This window comes from Teichococcus aestuarii, assembly GCF_042651065.1.
GTDB lineage: Bacteria > Pseudomonadota > Alphaproteobacteria > Acetobacterales > Acetobacteraceae > Pseudoroseomonas > Pseudoroseomonas aestuarii.
In genome coordinates, this window is the sequence record NZ_JBHSCH010000023.1 from 40,400 (window position 1) to 56,544 (window position 16,145).

General features: G+C 73.8%; 15 protein-coding genes. 10 read left to right on the forward strand and 5 right to left on the reverse strand.

Annotation, left to right across the window (positions count from 1 at the left end):
* Positions 1 to 1,128 carry a LacI family DNA-binding transcriptional regulator gene (locus ACFOY6_RS11190; RefSeq protein WP_379650732.1) on the reverse strand — a complete coding sequence of 376 codons (1,128 nt, stop codon included), beginning with the start codon at positions 1,126 to 1,128 and terminating at the stop codon, positions 1 to 3.
* Positions 1,129 to 1,267: 139 nt separating this feature from the next.
* Here ACFOY6_RS11190 and ACFOY6_RS11195 point away from each other — a divergent pair, with 139 nt between their 5' ends.
* Positions 1,268 to 1,417 (forward strand): hypothetical protein, encoded by a 150-nt coding sequence (locus ACFOY6_RS11195; RefSeq protein ID WP_379632243.1) that lies wholly within the window; start codon positions 1,268 to 1,270, stop codon positions 1,415 to 1,417.
* A gap of 152 nt (positions 1,418 to 1,569) precedes the next feature.
* Positions 1,570 to 2,553: a Bug family tripartite tricarboxylate transporter substrate binding protein gene (locus tag ACFOY6_RS11200; RefSeq protein ID WP_109515520.1), complete on the forward strand. Its 984-nt coding sequence runs from the start codon at positions 1,570 to 1,572 to the stop codon at positions 2,551 to 2,553.
* Between the two features lie 38 nt (positions 2,554 to 2,591).
* Here ACFOY6_RS11200 and ACFOY6_RS11205 read toward each other — a convergent pair whose 3' ends face one another.
* Genes ACFOY6_RS11205 through ACFOY6_RS11220 form a run of 4 tightly spaced genes read right to left on the reverse strand, consistent with a single transcriptional unit; the run spans position 2,592 to position 6,899 of the window.
* Positions 2,592 to 3,689: an ABC transporter ATP-binding protein gene (locus ACFOY6_RS11205; protein WP_379650734.1), complete on the reverse strand. Its 1,098-nt coding sequence runs from the start codon at positions 3,687 to 3,689 to the stop codon at positions 2,592 to 2,594.
* 11 nt (positions 3,690 to 3,700) lie between these two features.
* Entirely contained in the window at positions 3,701 to 4,615 is a 915-nt protein-coding gene (locus ACFOY6_RS11210; protein ID WP_109515518.1) for an ABC transporter permease subunit, read from the reverse strand.
* Between the two features lie 10 nt (positions 4,616 to 4,625).
* Complete coding sequence (locus ACFOY6_RS11215) at positions 4,626 to 5,516, reverse strand: carbohydrate ABC transporter permease (RefSeq protein WP_379650736.1); 891 nt, start codon at positions 5,514 to 5,516, stop codon at positions 4,626 to 4,628.
* 42 nt (positions 5,517 to 5,558) lie between these two features.
* Positions 5,559 to 6,899, reverse strand: coding sequence for an extracellular solute-binding protein (locus tag ACFOY6_RS11220; RefSeq protein ID WP_379650738.1), 1,341 nt, complete (start codon positions 6,897 to 6,899; stop codon positions 5,559 to 5,561).
* A 186-nt stretch (positions 6,900 to 7,085) separates the two neighbouring features.
* Here ACFOY6_RS11220 and ACFOY6_RS11225 point away from each other — a divergent pair, with 186 nt between their 5' ends.
* The 8 genes from ACFOY6_RS11225 to ACFOY6_RS11260 form a co-directional block, all read left to right on the forward strand.
* On the forward strand, positions 7,086 to 8,237 hold the full coding sequence (locus ACFOY6_RS11225) for an ABC transporter ATP-binding protein (protein ID WP_109515515.1): 1,152 nt from the start codon (positions 7,086 to 7,088) through the stop codon (positions 8,235 to 8,237).
* Positions 8,230 to 9,147 carry a carbohydrate ABC transporter permease gene (locus ACFOY6_RS11230; protein ID WP_379650741.1) on the forward strand — a complete coding sequence of 306 codons (918 nt, stop codon included), beginning with the start codon at positions 8,230 to 8,232 and terminating at the stop codon, positions 9,145 to 9,147. The genes ACFOY6_RS11225 and ACFOY6_RS11230 overlap by 8 nt, the downstream gene beginning before the upstream one ends.
* On the forward strand, positions 9,140 to 9,979 hold the full coding sequence (locus ACFOY6_RS11235; protein ID WP_379650743.1) for a carbohydrate ABC transporter permease: 840 nt from the start codon (positions 9,140 to 9,142) through the stop codon (positions 9,977 to 9,979). The genes ACFOY6_RS11230 and ACFOY6_RS11235 overlap by 8 nt, the downstream gene beginning before the upstream one ends.
* 35 nt (positions 9,980 to 10,014) lie before the next feature.
* Entirely contained in the window at positions 10,015 to 11,304 is a 1,290-nt protein-coding gene (locus ACFOY6_RS11240) for an ABC transporter substrate-binding protein (RefSeq protein ID WP_379650745.1), read from the forward strand.
* A gap of 3 nt (positions 11,305 to 11,307) precedes the next feature.
* Positions 11,308 to 12,153, forward strand: coding sequence for a metallophosphoesterase family protein (locus ACFOY6_RS11245; RefSeq protein WP_379650747.1), 846 nt, complete (start codon positions 11,308 to 11,310; stop codon positions 12,151 to 12,153).
* A gap of 163 nt (positions 12,154 to 12,316) precedes the next feature.
* The gene (locus tag ACFOY6_RS11250; protein ID WP_379650749.1) at positions 12,317 to 14,233 is read left to right on the forward strand and encodes a methyl-accepting chemotaxis protein; all 1,917 of its coding nucleotides are present in this window, start codon (positions 12,317 to 12,319) and stop codon (positions 14,231 to 14,233) included.
* Positions 14,234 to 14,236: 3 nt separating this feature from the next.
* Positions 14,237 to 15,703, forward strand: coding sequence for a chemotaxis protein CheW (locus ACFOY6_RS11255; protein ID WP_379650751.1), 1,467 nt, complete (start codon positions 14,237 to 14,239; stop codon positions 15,701 to 15,703).
* A partial coding sequence (locus ACFOY6_RS11260) for a response regulator (protein WP_379650753.1) occupies positions 15,700 to 16,145 on the forward strand: 446 nt, incomplete at its 3' end. The genes ACFOY6_RS11255 and ACFOY6_RS11260, both read left to right, overlap by 4 nt.

Below are 16,145 nucleotides of genomic sequence, written 5' to 3' on the forward strand. Positions count from 1 at the left end.
TCAGCCCGCCGGGCGGGGCGGGGCGGTGGAGCGCCGCACGGCCAGCCGCGCCGGCAGCACGATGCTCTCGCAGGCGCGTCCCGGCTCGGCGATCCGCTCCAGGATCAGCCGCGCCGCCGCCTCGCCGATCTGCCGCTTGGGCAGCTCCAGGCTGGTCAGCTCCACCCCGGGCAGGGCGGAGAGGTAGGTGTCGTCCACCGCCAGCAGGGAGAGATCCTCCGGCACGCGCAGCCCGGCGGCGTGCAGCCCCTCGCGGATGCCCAGCGCCAGCAGGTCGTTACTGGCGGCGATGGCGGTGGGCCGGGCGGCCAGCAGCGCCGGCACCGCCGCGCGGCCGGATTCGAGGTCGGCGCGGGCGAGGCGGACGATCAGCCCTTCCTCCAGGCCGCCGGCCTGCCGCTCCATGAAGCCGCGATAGGTCTCCAGCCGCTCCTCCGCGCTGGTGGAGGTCCGGCCGCCCATCAGCGTGATGGCGATGCGCCGGTGGCCCAGCGCCGCCAGGTGGCGCAGCCCTTCCAGCAGGGGCGCGCGGGGGTCGATGGTCACATGGTCGGTGGGCTGGGCCAGGTGGCGGCGCGCCAGCAGCACCAGCGGCAGGCCGGCCGCCACCATGGCCGGCACCTCCTCGTCCTGCGAGGACCAGGGCTGCAGGATCACGCCATCCACCCGCTGGCGCAGCAGGTTCCGCACATGGCGGGCCTGCCGCTCGGGGCATGAATCGTGGCTGGCCACCAGCAGGTGGCAGCCGGCGGCCTCCAGCACCTCCGCCGCGCCGCGCGCGATCTCGCCATACATGGGGTTGGCGATGTCGGGGATGACGAGGCCCAGCGTCCAGCTCCGCCGCAGCCGCAGGCCGCGCGCGGCGGGGGAGGCGCTGTAGCCCAGCGCGTCGGCCGCCGCGCGCACGCGCGCGCGCGTCTCCTCCGCCATCCGCCCGCCGCCGGAGAGGGCATTGGAGACCGTGGCCACGGACAGGCCGCAGCGCCGCGCGACCTCGGCGATGGTGATCCGCCCCCGGCCGGTTCCGCCGGGCGGGGCGTCGTCCGGGGTGGCGGCAGGCTTCGGGCGCAGCGGCGTGTCTCCTCCCCGGGGTGGATGGCGGCGGGATAGCGGAGGCGGGGCGCCCACGCCAGCCGGTGCCCTTGACGGCCCGCCGGCAACCGCCGTTAGATGATTAAACGATTAACCAAAAAGCCCCGCCAAGGGGCGACCGCCGAGGAAACGCCATGCCCCCACGATCCGCCTGCGCCGGGCCGAAGGCCGCGCCATGCTCGATGGCCGGCCCACCATCCCCTCCGCCATCACCACCGGGGTGATGGCCCGCGCCGGCCGGGACTTCGTCACCTGCGGCAGCGGCATGCGCAGGCTGGTGGCGGGCGCGGCCGAGGCCATCCGCCGCTGCGGCGCCGCCGCCTGAGGCGGCCCCTCCGCCTCCGGGGGTGAGAGCCTTGCCCCCGCCCCGGCCCGGGTGGTGCGCCGCCCGCGCCGACGCAGCCGACAGAAGGGGCGGGCAACGCCCCCTGGACAAACAGCCGGGGCGGCCATGCCCCGCGGGAAGGAAACCCCACCATGCAGCGTCGCCACTGCCTCTCCGCCCTCGCCGGGCTTCCCCTCGCCCTGGGTGCCGGCGCCGGCGCCCGCGCCCAGGCCGCGGGCTGGAACCCGAGCCGCCCGGTGCGCCTCATCGTCGGCTTCGCGCCCGGCGGCAGCACCGACACCAGCGCCCGCGTCGTCGCGCAGAGCATCACCGCCGGGCTGGGCCAGCCGGTGGTGGTGGAGAACCGCACCGGCGCCGCCGGCAACATCGGCACCGAGCACGTGGCGCGCAGCGCGCCGGACGGCCACACCCTCGTCGTCGCCTCCATGGGCTCGCACGCCACCAACGCCTTCCTCTACCGCGACCTGCCCTTCGACGTGGTGCGCGACTTCGCGCCCGTCACGCAGATCTCCTTCAGTTCCTGCCTGCTGGTGGTCCATCCCTCGGTGAAGGCCGGCACGGTGGCGGATCTGGTCCGCCTCGCGCGGGAGAAGCCGGGGGCGCTGAACTGCGGCATCGCCGGCGCCGGCAGCTCGCAGCACTTCGCCGCGGCGCTGTTCGAGCACCGGGCGGATGTCCGCTTCACCCATGTCTCCTACCGCGGCGGCGCGCCGGCGATGGCCGACCTGATCGGCGGCCGCATCGACGTGATGTTCACCCCCGTGGTGGAGGCCCTGCAGCAGGCGCGGGACGGGCAGGTGCGCGCCCTCGGCATCACCCGGCCCGAGCGCGCCGCGCAGCTCGCCGACGTGCCCGCCATCGCCGAGGCGGTGCCGGGCTATGCCTTCAGCAGCTGGCTGGGGCTGTTCGCGCCGGCCGGCACGCCGGAGCCGGCGGTGCGGCGCATCGCGCAGGAGGTGGCGGGCGCGATGCGCAACCCGCAGGTGCGGGCGCAGATGGAGCAGCTCGGCTACGAGCCCGTGGGCAGCACGCCGGAAGAATTCGCCGCCTTCTACCGCAGGGAGATGCAGCGGGTGGAGGAGCTGGTGCGCCTCTCCGGCGCCACGGTGAACTGAAGGCTCCCGCGCGGGCAGGGGCGGGGGGCGGTGGCGCCTCAGCCGGCCAGCGCCGCCTGCGCGGTCGGCAGCGGCTCGGGCTCGCGCCGGCGGCCGCTCTCCGCCTCGAACACATGCAGCCGCGCGGCGGGCAGGCCGAGATGCAGCGCCTGGCCGCGCTGCATCCGCCCCTCCGCCGGGGCGTGCAGCACCACCGGCACGCCCTGCATCCGCGCATGCACCACGCGGCCGCTGCCGAGGTCCTCCACCATCTCCACCACCGCGGTGTGCGGCCCGCCCGCCGCGACATGCTCCGGGCGGATGCCGAGCACCACGGGGAGCCCCTCCGGCAGGCGGCCCGGCAGCGGCACCGGCGGGCCGTTCTCCAGCGCCACGGCGGCGCCGCCCTCCACGACGCGGCCGGGCATCAGGTTCATCGGCGGGGAGCCGAGGAAGCCGGCGACGAAGCGCGTCTCCGGCCGGTCATAGACGGCGCGCGGCGCGCCCACCTGCTCCACCCGCCCGGCCTGCATCACCACCAGGATGTCGGCCAGCGTCATCGCCTCCACCTGGTCGTGGGTGACGAGGAGGGAGGTGGCGCCGAGCTTCTCGTGCAGGCGGCGCAGCTCGGCGCGCATCTGCACGCGCAGCGTGGCGTCGAGGTTGGAGAGCGGCTCGTCGAACAGGAAGACACGCGGCGCGCGCACCATGGCGCGGCCGATGGCCACGCGCTGCCGCTGCCCGCCCGAGAGCTGCGCCGGGCGGCGCGCCAGATGCTCGGTGAGCGCCAGGGATTCGGCCACGGCGCGCACCCGCGCGGCGCGCTCGGCGCGCGGCACGCCGGCCACCTTCAGCGGGTAGCCGATGTTCTCGGCGACGCTCATGTGCGGGTAGAGCGCGTAGTTCTGGAACACCATGGCGCAGCCACGGTCCTTCGGCTCCAGCTCGTTGACGCGGCGGCCGGCGATGCGCGCCTCGCCGCCGGTGATCGTCTCCAGCCCCGCCAGCATCCGCAGCAGGGTGGACTTGCCGCAGCCCGAGGGGCCGAGCACGACGACGAAGGCGCCTTCCGGCAGGTCGAGCGAGACGCCGTCCACCGAGGGGCGGGCGGCGCCGGGATAGGTCTTGCTCACGCGGTCGAGCACGATGGCGGCCATGGCGGCGCTCCTCACTTCTCGGTGGCGACAAGGCCGCGGACGAACCAGCGCTGCATCAGCACGACCACGGCGAGCGGCGGCAGCATGACGGTCAGCGCCGCCGCCATGACGATGTTCCATTCCGGCAGCCCATCGCCGCGCGGCACCAGGCGGGAGAGCTCCACCATCACGGTGCTGCGCTGCGGCTCGGTGGTGACGAGCAGCGGCCAGAGATACTGGTTCCAGGCATAGACGAACATGATGGTGGCCAGCGCCGCCATGTTGGTGCGCGAGAGCGGCAGCAGCACGTCCCGCAGGAAGCGCAGCGGCCCGGCGCCATCCATCCGCGCTGCCTCCACCAGCTCCTCGGGGATGGTCATGAAGAACTGGCGGTAGAGGAAGGTGCCGGTGGCGGTGGCGACCAGCGGCAGGATAAGGCCGGTGTAGGAGTTGAGCATCCGCCATTCCAGCGCGATGCGGACGCCGCTCAGCGTCTCGACGAGGCCGGTGAGGCCGGTGACGTCGAGGATCGCCTGGAAGGGGCGCAGCGCGTTGGCGGCCACCGCGTAGGTCGGCACGATGCGGACCTCGAGCGGCAGCATCAGCGTGACGAAGACCAGCCAGAACACCACCGCCTTGGCGCGCCAGTCGAAGAAGACGATGGCGAAGGCGGCGAGCATGGCCAGCAGCACCTTGCCCGCCATGACGCCCACCGCGACGATGAGGCTGGTGGTGAAGCGGGCGCCGAGATCGGCGCGTGTCCAGGCGGCGGCGATGTTGTCGAGGAAGTAGGGGCCGGGCAGCCAGCGCATCGGCACCGCGTTGGCGCCCGCCACGTCCTGCGTGGCGGCGACGAAGGCGAGCCAGAGCGGCAGCAGCAGGCAGGCCAGGCCCAGCGCCAGCAGCAGGTGCGTGGCGAGGTTCAGCAGGGGGCGGCGTTCGACCATCGCGGCGCGCTCACTTGTAGTGCAGCTTCCGCTCGACGAAGCGGAACTGCAGGAAGGTCATGCCGACCACGAGCAGCATCAGCACGATGCTCTGCGCGGCGGCGCCGGAGTAGTCGAGGCCTTTGAAGCCGTCGGAGTAGATCTTGTAGACCATCAGGTCGGTGGAGCGGGCGGGGCCGCCGCTCGTCATCACGTCCACCAGCGCGAAGCTGTGGGTGAAGCTGTCGGTCATGTTGATGATGGCGAGGAAGAACAGCGTCGGCGCCAGCAGCGGCACCTGCAGGTCCCACATGCGGCGCAGCGGGCCGGCGCCGTCCATGGCCGAGGCCTCCACCAGCGCGCGCGGAACGCTCTGCAACCCGGCGAGCAGGAAGACGAAATTGTAGGAGACGAGCTGCCACGCGCCGGCCAGCACCAGCATGGTCATGGCGTGGTTGCCGTTCAGCGTCGGGTCCCACGCGCCCGGCATGGCCTGGTTGAGGAAGGCGAAGACGCCGGAGCGCGGGTCGAAGACGAAGCGGAAGACGATGCCGATGGCGGGGGCCGCGATGGCATAGGGCCAGATGGCGGCGAGGCGGTAGCCGCGGCTGCCCTTCACCTCGCGGTCCACGAACAGCGCCAGCAGCAGCGCCACGCCGATGGCGAGCACGGTGGTGGCCACCGCGTAGAGGATGCTGATGCGGACGGAATGCCAGTAGCCGGCGCTGGAGAAGACCGACACGAAGTTCTGCCAGCCGACCCAGGCATTGCCGCCGCCCCAGGGCTGTTCCAGCGTGAAGGCCCAGTACAGCGCCTCGCCCGTGGGCCAGTAGAAGAAGACGAAGATGATGAGGAGCTGCGGCAGCACCAGGGCCCAGGGGAGCCAGGTGCTGCGGAACAGGGCGCGGCGTGTGTTGCTCATGGTTCTGGATGGCCCGGCCGCGCGCGGCCGGGCCTGCTCCGCTTACGGAAGCTGCTTGCCGCGGTAGGTCTGCTCGAAGCGGCGCAGCAGCTGGTTGCCCTGCTCCTGCAGCGCGGCGAGCGCCTGGTCCATCGTCTTCTGGCCGGCGAAGGCGGCCTGCATCTCGTTCGCGTAGGCGGCGCGGAACTGCGTCAGGTTGCCGAGGCGCAGGCCGCGCGAGTTCTCGGTGGGCTCGGTGAGCATCAGGCTCTGCATCGCCACCTCGCGGCCCGCATTCTCGGGCTTCTTGTAGAAGCCGTTCTGCTCCAGCCGCGCCTGGCCCGCCGCCGTCACCGGGATGTAGCCGGTGATGGTGGACCAGTATTCCTCGGATTCCGGCGTGGCGAGGAAGGCGAAGAAGGCGGCGGCCGCCTTGTACTCGCCCTCCGGCCGGCCCTTCAGCGTCCACAGCGAGGCGCCGCCGACGCGGCTGTTGATGCGCTGCGTGCCCTCATAGACAGGCACCATCACCGGCGTCCAGTCCAGCCCCTCGGCCGCGGTGCGGCGGATGGTGGAGTGGCTGGCGATGGAGCCGAAGGCCATGGCGCACTCGCCGGCGGCGAAGGAGGCGATGCCGTCCTTGCCCGATTGCGGCGTGCGGATCTGGACCAGCCCTTCCTTGTACCAGTCGAGCAGGTTGTTGAAGTGCTTCTTGATGACGCCCTGGTTGAACACATACTCGGCGTCCAGCCCGCCATAGCCGTTGGCGCGGGTGGCGACGGGGACATTGTGGATGGCGGCGAACTGCTCGAACAGCGCCCAGCTGTCGAAATCCATCGCGATCGGGCAGGCATGGCCGGCCGCCTTCATCTTGCGCGCGGCCTCGGCCACCTGCTCCCAGGTGGCGGGGGCCTCGGCGATGCCGGCCTTCTGCCCCGCCGCGCGGTTCCAGTACATCACCGCCGTGGAGGAGTTGAAGGGGAAGGAGAGCATCTCGCCCTTCGAGGTCGCGTAGTAGGCCGCGATCGGGGGGAGGTAGTTGTTCCAGTTCACCTGGTGGCCCTGCGAGGCCATCAGCTCGCGCGCCGGGCGGTACACGCCGGCCAGCATCAGGTCCGCCGTGCCGATGTCATAGACCTGCACGACGGTCGGCTGCTCGTTGGCGCGGAAGGCGGCGATGGTGTTCTGCAGCGCCTTGGCGTAGTCGCCCTGGCTGGTGCAGGTGACGCTGTACTGCGCCTGCGAGTCGTTGAAGCGCTTGCAGACGGACTGCACCGCCTCGCTGAGCTGGCCGGTCAGGCCGTACCAGAAGGTGAAGCCCTGGCGCTGCTGGCCCTGCGCCTGCGCCTGGGCGCCGCCCAGGGCCAGGATCAGGCCGGCGGCGAGCGCGGTCTTGCGGAGCATGTCTCTCGATCCCCGATGGGTGTGCGATGCGGGGCGGCTTAGCGGCTGCCTGTGACGCGCCGCTGACGGACGCATGACAATCCCGTTGCGGTACTGTGGATGCATTGGCATGGAAGTTTCGCGGGACTGGAACACGAGTGTCACACACTGCCCCTAAGAGCCCGCCTCGACGGAATGGGGGTCATTGTGACGGGTATCGTCGTCGAGAAGGTCACGCGCCACTTCGCGGGGCAGCCGGTTCTGAAGGGTGTGTCGCTCGCTGTGGCGGCGGGGGAGTTCGTCGCGCTGGTCGGCCCCTCCGGCTGCGGCAAATCCACGCTGATGCGGCTGATCGCCGGTATCGACCGGCCCGATGGTGGCCGCATCCTGATCAACGGGCGGGATGTGACGGCGCTGCGCCCGGCGGCGCGCAATGTCGCCATGGTGTTCCAGTCCTACGCGCTCTACCCGCATCTGACGGTGGCGGAGAACATCGCCGTGCCGCTTTCCATGCGGCGCATGGGCGTGGCGCAGCGCCTGCCGCTGATCGGCCGCATCTGGCCGGGCAGCCGCGCCGCCCGGCGCGGCATCGCCGAGGATGTGCGCAGCGCCGCGCTGGCGCTGGGCCTGACCAACCTGCTGGAGCGGCGCCCTTCGCAGCTCTCGGGCGGGCAGCGGCAGCGCGTGGCGTTGGCCCGCGCCATCGTCCGCCAGCCCGCCGCCTTCCTGATGGACGAGCCGCTCTCCAACCTCGACGCCGCGCTGCGCGTGCACACGCGCCGCGAGATCGTCGAGATCCACCGCCGCGCCGGCGCCGCCACCCTCTACGTGACGCATGACCAGTCCGAGGCGCTGACCATGGCGGACCGGGTGGCGGTGATGCAGGCGGGCGAGATCCTGCAGGTGGCCAGCCCGCGCGCCATCTATGCCGACCCGGACGATCTGCGCGTCGCCACCTTCATCGGCTCGCCGCGCATCAACACCCTGCCGGCCGAGATCGACGGCCACGGCCTTACCCGCGTCGCCGGCTTCCCGACAGGCGTGCGGCTCTGCGGCGCCGAGCGCATCACCGGCGCCGCCACCCTGGCGTTGCGGCCGGAGGATCTCTACCTGGCCGATGGCGGCATCCCGGCCACGGCGGAGGGGCTGGAGTTCCTCGGCGAGAGCCTGCTGCTGCATGCGCGGCATGTCGGCACCGGCACCGCCCTGGTGGTGCGCCTGCCGCCCGAGCTGGTGCCGGACCTGCCGCCCGGCAGCCGCGTGACGCTGGGCTTCGACCCCGCCCGCGCCCTGCTGTTCGATGCCCGCGGCCGCCGCCTGCGCGACACCGCCGTGGTGCCGGAGCCGAGCCTTGTCTGAGGCCGTCCTCTCCGCCGCCCCCGCGCGCCGCGAGGGTGCCACGGGCGAGGCGCTGACCGCCTGGGCACTCGGCCTGCCGGCGGTGCTGGCCTACCTCGTCCTGCTGCTGCTGCCGACGCTGGCCGCCATCCTGCTCGCCTTTACCGACTACGAGCTGGGCGCGCCGGCCTTCGCCTGGATCGGCCTCGACAATTTCGCCGAGCTGCTGCGCGACCGCGGCTTCGCCCAGGCGCTGCGCAACACGGTCTTCTACGTGGCGGTGGTCACGCCGGGCTCCATCCTTGGCGCGCTGGCGCTGGCGCTGCTGATCGAGGCCGGCACGCGCGGGCGCACGCTGTTCCGCGCCGTGTTCTTCCTGCCGGTGGTCTCGCTCACCGTCGCCATGGCCTCCGCCTGGCAGTACCTGCTGCACCCGAGCATCGGGCCGCTGAACGCGGTGCTGCGCCAAGTGGGCATCGACGGCCCGGCCTGGCTCTCCTCCTCCGACACGGTGATGTGGTCGCTCGCCGCCATCGGCATCTGGGAGAATCTGGGCTTCAACCTGGTGCTGTTCCTGGCGGGGCTGACCGCCATCCCGCGCGAGATGTATGCCGCCGCCGAGGTGGATGGCGCGCCCTCCGCCTGGGAGCGCTTCCGCCTCGTCACCTGGCCGATGCTGGGGCCGACCACGCTCTTCGTCCTCACCATCACCATGATCCGCTCGGTGCGGGTGTTCGACACGGTGAAGGTGCTGACCCAGGGCGGCCCGAACAGGGCCTCCGAGGTGCTGCTGCACGCCATGTACCTTGAGGGCTTCACCTATTTCCGCCTCGGCTACTCGGCGGCCATCACGCTGGTGTTCCTCGCCATCGTGCTGGCGCTGATGTGGCTGCAGACGCGCGTGTTGGACAAGCGGGTGCACTATGGTTGAGCGCGAGACCTCCCTGCTGCGCGATGCGCCGCGCCTGCTCGTCCTTTCCCTGCTCGGCCTGCTGCTGCTGATGCCCTACATCTGGATGGTGGCGGCCAGCCTGAAGCCGGCGGACGAGATTTTCCGTGCGTCTCTCTCGCTGATTCCCGAGCGCTTCGCCGTCGCGCAGAACTACGGCCGCGTGTTCGAGCTGGTGCCGGTGGCGCGCTACCTGCTGAACGGCGTCATCGTCTGCGGCGGCATCCTGTTCTTCCAGCTGCTCTTCGCCATCCCCGCGGGCTACGCGCTGGCCAAGCTGAACTTCCGCGGGCGGGAGCTGGCGCTCGGCGCCGTCATGCTGGGCCTGCTGGTGCCGCCGCACGTGCCGGCGCTGCCGCTCTATGCCGGCTTCAGCCAGCTCGGCCTGCTGGACACCTACACGGCGCTGATCGCGCCCTCCACCATCTCGGTCTTCGCCATCTTCCTGTTCCGGCAGTTCTTCAAGTCGCTGCCTGACGACCTGATCCACGCCGCGCGGCTCGACGGCATGAGCGAGATGGCCATCGTCTGGCGCGTGGTGCTGCCCAATGCCTGGCCGGCGGCCACCGCCTTCGCCATCTTCTCCGTCGTCGCGCACTGGAACGACCTGTTCTGGCCGCTGATCGTCGTCAACACGCCGGAGCACGCGACACCGGCGCTCGGCGTGCTGTTCTTCCGCACCACCGAGGGCGACGACGATTTCGGCGCGCTGATGGCCGCCGCCGTCGTCATGACCGCGCCCCTCGTCATCGCCTTCCTGCTGGCGCAGCGCCGCTTCGTCGAAGGCATCGCCACCACCGGCCTCAAAGGCTGACCCCCTCTTCCGCACCGGACACCGGAGCCAAGCCCATGACCGTCACCCTCCGCCGCCGCGCCGCGCTGGCCCTGCCCGCAGCGATGCTCGCCGCCCCCCTGGCCGCGCCGCGCATCGCCCGCGCGCAGTCCACCGCCATCACGGTGCACTACGCCCAGCCCTTCATCTACAAGGGCAGCTACGACGCCATCCTGGAAGCCTTCGCCAAGGCCGAGCCGGGCATCGCGGTGAACTTCGTCACCACGCCGAACTACGAGGAGGGCGCGCAGCTCATCCTGCGCCAGGCCGCCACCAACCAGCTGCCGGACCTCTCCTACCAGGGCTTCAACCGGCTGCGCGTCTTCGCCGAGCGCGGCATCGCGCAGGATCTGGCGCCGCTGCTGGCGCGCGACGGCGACCCGGCCAAGGCCGGCTACACGCCCTCGCTGCTGGCGCTGGCGCGCTTCGGCGGCATCCAGTCCGGCCTCGCCTACGCGGCCTCCAACCCCGTCTCCTACTACAATGCCGAGCTGGTGAAGCGCGCCGGGGGCGACCCGGAGAACTTCCCGCGCGACTGGAACGGGGTGCTCGACCTCGCCGCCCGCATCAACCGGCTGGGCGATGGCGTCAACGGCATGTGGTTTACCTGGAGCGGCGACGACTGGATGTTCTCGTCGCTGCTCTTCGGCCATGGCGGCCGCATGCTGAACGCGGACGAGACCGATGTCGGCTTCGGCGGCCCCGAGGGCCTCGCCGCGCTGACGCTGCTGGACCGCATGGTGAAGCAGGGCGGCATGCCGAACATGACCGCCGCCGCCGCCCGCCAGGCCTTCGCCGCCGGCAAGCTGGGCATGATCTTCCAGACCACCGCGCTGGTCCGCGGCACCCTGGCCAGCATCGGCGAGAACTTCACGCTCCGCACCACCGGCATGCCGGTGATCGACGCCGAGAAGGGCCGCCTGCCCACCGGCGGCGCCGCCGGCATGCTGACGGCGAAGGACCCTGCGAAGCGCGAGGCCGCCTGGAAGTTCCTGCGCTTCTCCACCGGCCCGGTGGGCCAGGCGCTGATGGTGCAGAACACCGGCTACCTGCCCTGCAACCAGATCGCCATCGACGACCCGCAGTATCTCGGCGCCTTCTACCGCGAGAACCCGCTCTTCATGCCGGCGGTGCGCCAGCTGCCCATCTCCATCCCCTGGTACGCCTTCCCCGGCAGCAACAGCGTGCGCGTGACGCAGACGATGGTGGACAACCTCGCCCGCATCGTCGAGCAGCGCGCGACGCCCAAGGAGGTGCAGGCCGACATGGTGGCCGAGGTGCGCCGCCTGCTGCCGCGGAAGTCCTGAGCCATGGCCTTCCGCGTCGCCCAGATCAGCGACACGCACCTCTCCGCCGCGCATCCGGAGTTCACCGCGAACTTCGCGCATCTGGCGGAGCACCTGCGTGCCGCGCGGCCCGACCTCGTGCTGCACACCGGCGATGTCTCGGCGCATGGCGAGCTGGCCATCGACGACCTCCGCTTCGCCCGCGCGCAGATGGACGGGCTGGGGCTGGACTGGCTCGCCGTGCCCGGCAACCACGATGTCGGCAACGACACCATCCTTGGCGGCGCGACGCCCGCCGATGCCGCACGCCTCGCCCGCTGGCGCGAGACTTTCGGCATGGACTGGCACCTGCGCGACATTCCCGGCTGGCGGGTGATCGGGCTGGACACGCTGATCACCACCGCCGGCCTGCCGGAGAGCGAGGCGCAGTTCGACTTCCTGGCCGAGGCGCTGGCGACGGCGGATGGGCGCCGCATCGCGCTGTTCCAGCACAAGCCGCTCTGCCGCGACCGCCTGTCGGACACGGAGATGACCTACTGGCCGGTGCTGCCGGCGGCTCGGCGCCGCCTGCTGGACCTGCTGGCGGGGCACGACGTGGCCTTCGTCGCCTCCGGCCACCTGCACCAGTGGTGGGACCGCGGCCTGTGCGACGGGCTGCGCCAGATCTGGGCGCCGGCCGTGGCCTTCGTCGTCGGCGACACCTGGCAGGAACGCTGGGGCGGCAAGCCGCTGGGCTATGTCGAGCATGTGCTGCACGCCGATGGCGGGCATGAGTGCCGGCTGGTGGAGCCGGCGGGCCTGGAGCGGCACGATATCGGCCTGATGCCGGCGGTCTATGGCCCGCATGCGCCGCTGACCGAGCACGCCTGACCTCCGGCCGCCGCCGGGGAGATCCTCCCCCGGCGGGGGCCGCCGCCATGATCCGGTCCCGGCGGCCGCCGCATGATCCGACAAGGCATCCGATCAGGGGGGGGCTTCCCCGGCCCGCGACTTGGCGTAGAGAGAACCCTGCGCCCCTGTCCGGAGAAACCGCATGGCCCTGGTCAAGACATCCGAGATGCGAGGCCCCGTCCAGACGCGCGGCCCGGTGGCACAACCTCCGGCCATGCCGGCGCCCGGCCCCGCCCGCCTGCAGGAGCGCGCCCGGCTGCGCCGCCAGAAGGCGGCCGAGCGCGTCGGCACCGCCACCGAGGAGCTGGCCGCCGGCTTCACCCAGTCCGCCAGCGCCGCCGAGGAGCTGCATGGCGCCCTGGCGCAGATCGCGGCGGCGGCCGAGCAGGCCTCCGGTGCCGCGCAGGAATCGCAGGGTGCCATCCTCGGCCTTTCCGCCACCTTCCGGCAGGCCCGCGCCCGTGCCGACCAGACCAAGCGCGGCACGGAGGGCCTGCAGGCCCTTCTGGCCGAGGTGGCGGCGCAGGTGGAGGCCGCCATCGCCCGGGTGCAGGACAGCACCGCCCAGCAGATGCGCACCGTCGAGGCCGCCGCCGGGCTGGAGCGGCAGGCGGGCGGCATCGGCGAGCTGACCCGGGCGGTGGGCGAGATTGCCGAGCAGACCAGCCTGCTGGCCCTGAACGCCGCCATCGAGGCGGCGCGGGCCGAGGAGCAGGGCCGCGGCTTCGCCGTGCTGGCCGAGGAGGTGCGCGCCCAGGCGGAGGAGACCGAGGGCAGCGCCGCCGAGGTGGTGGAGCTGGCCGTGGCGATCGGCGAGGGCGTGCGGGCGATGGGCGCGCGCATCCGCGCCGCCGCCGGCCGCGCCGCCGAGGAGGCCGGGCATGGCGAGCAGGTGGTGGCCACGCTGGTCGGCCTGCGCGGCACCCTGGCGGCGTTGGCGGAAGGGGCCGAGACCATCCTGGCCAGCGCCGCCGACGCGGATCTCGGCGCCGGCGCGGCCGGGCGCGGCGCCGAGCAGGTGGCCGCTGCCGCCGAGGAGCCGGCCGCCGCCGCGGCGCAGGCGCAGGAGGCCGTGCAGCAGCAGGGCACGGCGCTGGACGAGAGCCAGCGGACCGCCCAGGCCCTCGCCGCCATGGCCACCACCCTGCAGGAGGGGGCGGCCGGCGGCGGCGCCGCGCTGGCCGCCGCCGCCGAGGAGCTGTCCGCCACCGTGCAGGAGCTGGCCGGCTCGGCCGGGCAGATCAGCGTGGCGCTGGAGCAGATCCGGCGCGGCGCCGAGATGCAGGCCGAGGCCACCGGCCAGACCAGCGACACCATGAACCGGATCGCGCAGGCCGCCCCCGCCAGCAGAGCCGCCGCCGCCGCCGCCGCCGCGCGCCTGCTGGAGGCCGCGCCGCGCCTGGCCGGGGCGCTGGAGCGGCTGGAGGGCCTCAGCCAGGGCATCGCCGCCGGCGCGGCCGAGGCGCAGGCGGTGATGCTGCTGTCCGACACGGTGGGCGGCCAGGCCCGGCAGGCGGAGAAGATCGTCAACGGCATGGCGCTGGTGGCGGCGCAGACCGGCATGCTGGCGGTGTGCGGCGCGGTGGAGGCGGCGCGGGCCGGCGAGGCCGGGCGCGGCTTCGCCGTGGTGGCGGGCGACATCCGCGGCCTCTCGCGCGAGGCCGCCGCGCATGCCGGGCGGATGCAGGACATGGTGCGCGAGGTGCAGATGCAGACCGCCGTGGCGCGGCGCGACCTGGAGCAGATCGTGCTCGCCGGCCAGGGCGAGGCGCGGCGCAACCACCTCCTGCTCGCCCGGCTGGGCGAGGCGCGCGACGCGATCGAGGCGCTGCGCGGCGGCGCGGAGGAGACGGCCTCCGGCGCCGAGGCGGCGATGCAGGCGGCGCGGGAGGTGCTGGACGGCTGCCGGCAGATCGCCGCCGCGGCGGTGCAGATCGGCGGCTCCACCGCCCAGGCGGCGGCCGCGGCGCGCGAGCAGGCCCAGGGCACCGAGGCGCTGGCCGCCGCCATCGAGGAGATCGCCGGGCTGGCCGAGGAACTCCAGGGCACGGAAGGCTAGCGCATGTCCGCGCAGGATGCGCGCGTGCTGGCCTGCCGCGCCGGGGGGGAGCGCCTGACCCTGCCGGCGGTGGCGCTGGAGGGCATCCAGCCCTGTGTCCCGCTGACGCGCGTGCCGCGCGCGCCGGAGTGGCTGCTGGGAATGGCCAGCCTGCGTGGGGCGCCGGTGCCGGTGGTCTCCCTGGCGCGGCTGCTGGGGCGGGAGGAGGCCCCGCCGGGGCGGGCCGCACGGCTGGTGCTGCTGCGCGGCGGCACGCCGCTGGCGCTTTCGGTGGAGGCGGTGCTGGGGCTGGCGGATGGCGAGGCGCCGCTGGACCTGGCGGCGCTGCTGGCCCGCGCCGTCATGCCGCGGGCGCAGCAGGAGCCGGTCCTCGCCACTCCGGCGATGCCCGTGCGGGCGGTGGCGGAGGACGCCACCCTCGCCCTGCTGGGCTGCCGCGCGGGGGGCCAGGATTTCGCCGTGCCGCTGGAGGCGGTGGAGACGGTGCTGCGCCTGCCGCCGGGTTTCGCCCCGCTGCTGGGCCTGGGCGCGGCGGCGCTCGGCGTGGTGCCTTATCGCGGCCAGGCGCTGCCGCTGCTGGCGCTGGACGCCCTGCTGGGCCGCGGCGTGGCGGCGCCGGGCCCGGGTGCCCGAATCCTGGTGCTGCGCCAGGGCATGGCCCGCGCCGGGCTGGTGGTGGAGGCGGTGCGCGGCATCCTCGCGGTGCCGGAGCCGGCGGTGGAGCCGGTGCCGCCGCTCCTGCTGCGCGGCCTCCGGCGGAACGGGGAAGGGCAGGGCGGGGAAGGAGAGCAGGGGGAAGGGCGGGGGCGGATCGCCGCCATCGCCCGGCTGGAGGAAGGGCGGCGCCTGCTGCCCATTCTCGCGCCCGCCTCGCTGCTCGAAGGCGCCGCCCCCGCGCCTGCCCCGGAGACGGGCCAGGAGGCGGCCCCCGCGGCCCTGGAGGAGGGCGGGCGCGTGCTGCTGCTGCGCCTGGAGGAGCAGGATTACGCCCTGCCCCTGGCGGCGGTGGCGGAGCTGGCTCCCGCGCCTGCCGCGCTGCCGCGCCTGCCCCAGGCGCCGGAGGGCCTCGCCGGGGTGATGACGCTCCGTGGCGAGCCGCTGCCGGTGCTGGACCTGCGGCGGCTGCTCGGCCTGCCGGCGGCGGCGCGGGTGGGGCGGGTGGTGGTGGTGGCATGGCTCGAGGGGCTGCGCGTCGCGCTGATGGTGGATGCGGTGACGGGCCTGCGCCGCCTGCCCGGCGCGGCCCGGACGCCGGTGCCGGTGCCGGTGCCGCACGCCGCCGCCGGCGCCGCGCCGCTGGTGGAAGGCGCCGCCGGCCTGCCGGGCGGCGCGGGCATGGCGCTGCTGCTCTCGCCGGTGGGGCTGCTGGGGGAGGCGGGTTCGGCCCTGCGCGCCACCCTGGCCGCGGCGGGCGCGGCCCGGGCGGCGCAGCTGGCCCGCGCGCGGGCGGCGGTGGAGAGCGCGCCGTGATCCGCCTGCTGGTGGTCGATGATTCGCCGCTGATGCGCCGCCTGCTCGCCAGCCTGTTCGAGGCGGAGGGCGATTTCCTGATGGCGCAGGCGCGCGACGGGGTGGAGGCGCTGGCCCTGCTGCACGATTTCAGCCCCGACGTGGTGACGCTGGACGTGCAGATGCCGCAGCTGGACGGGCTGGCCTGCCTGGAGCGGATCATGCTGGAGCGGCCCTGCCCGGTGGTGATGCTCTCCGCCCTCACCGCCTCCGGCGCCGAGGCGACGCTGGAGGCGCTGCGGCAGGGCGCGGTGGATGTGGTGCCGAAGCCGGGCGGCGCCGTCTCGCTGGCGATGGAGACGCTGGGGCCGGAGCTGGTGCGCAAGGTGCGCGCGGCCGCCCGGGCGCGGCCGAGCGGCGCGCACCGCCTGGCCGAGCGGGTGCGGCTGCGCGCCCAGGCCGC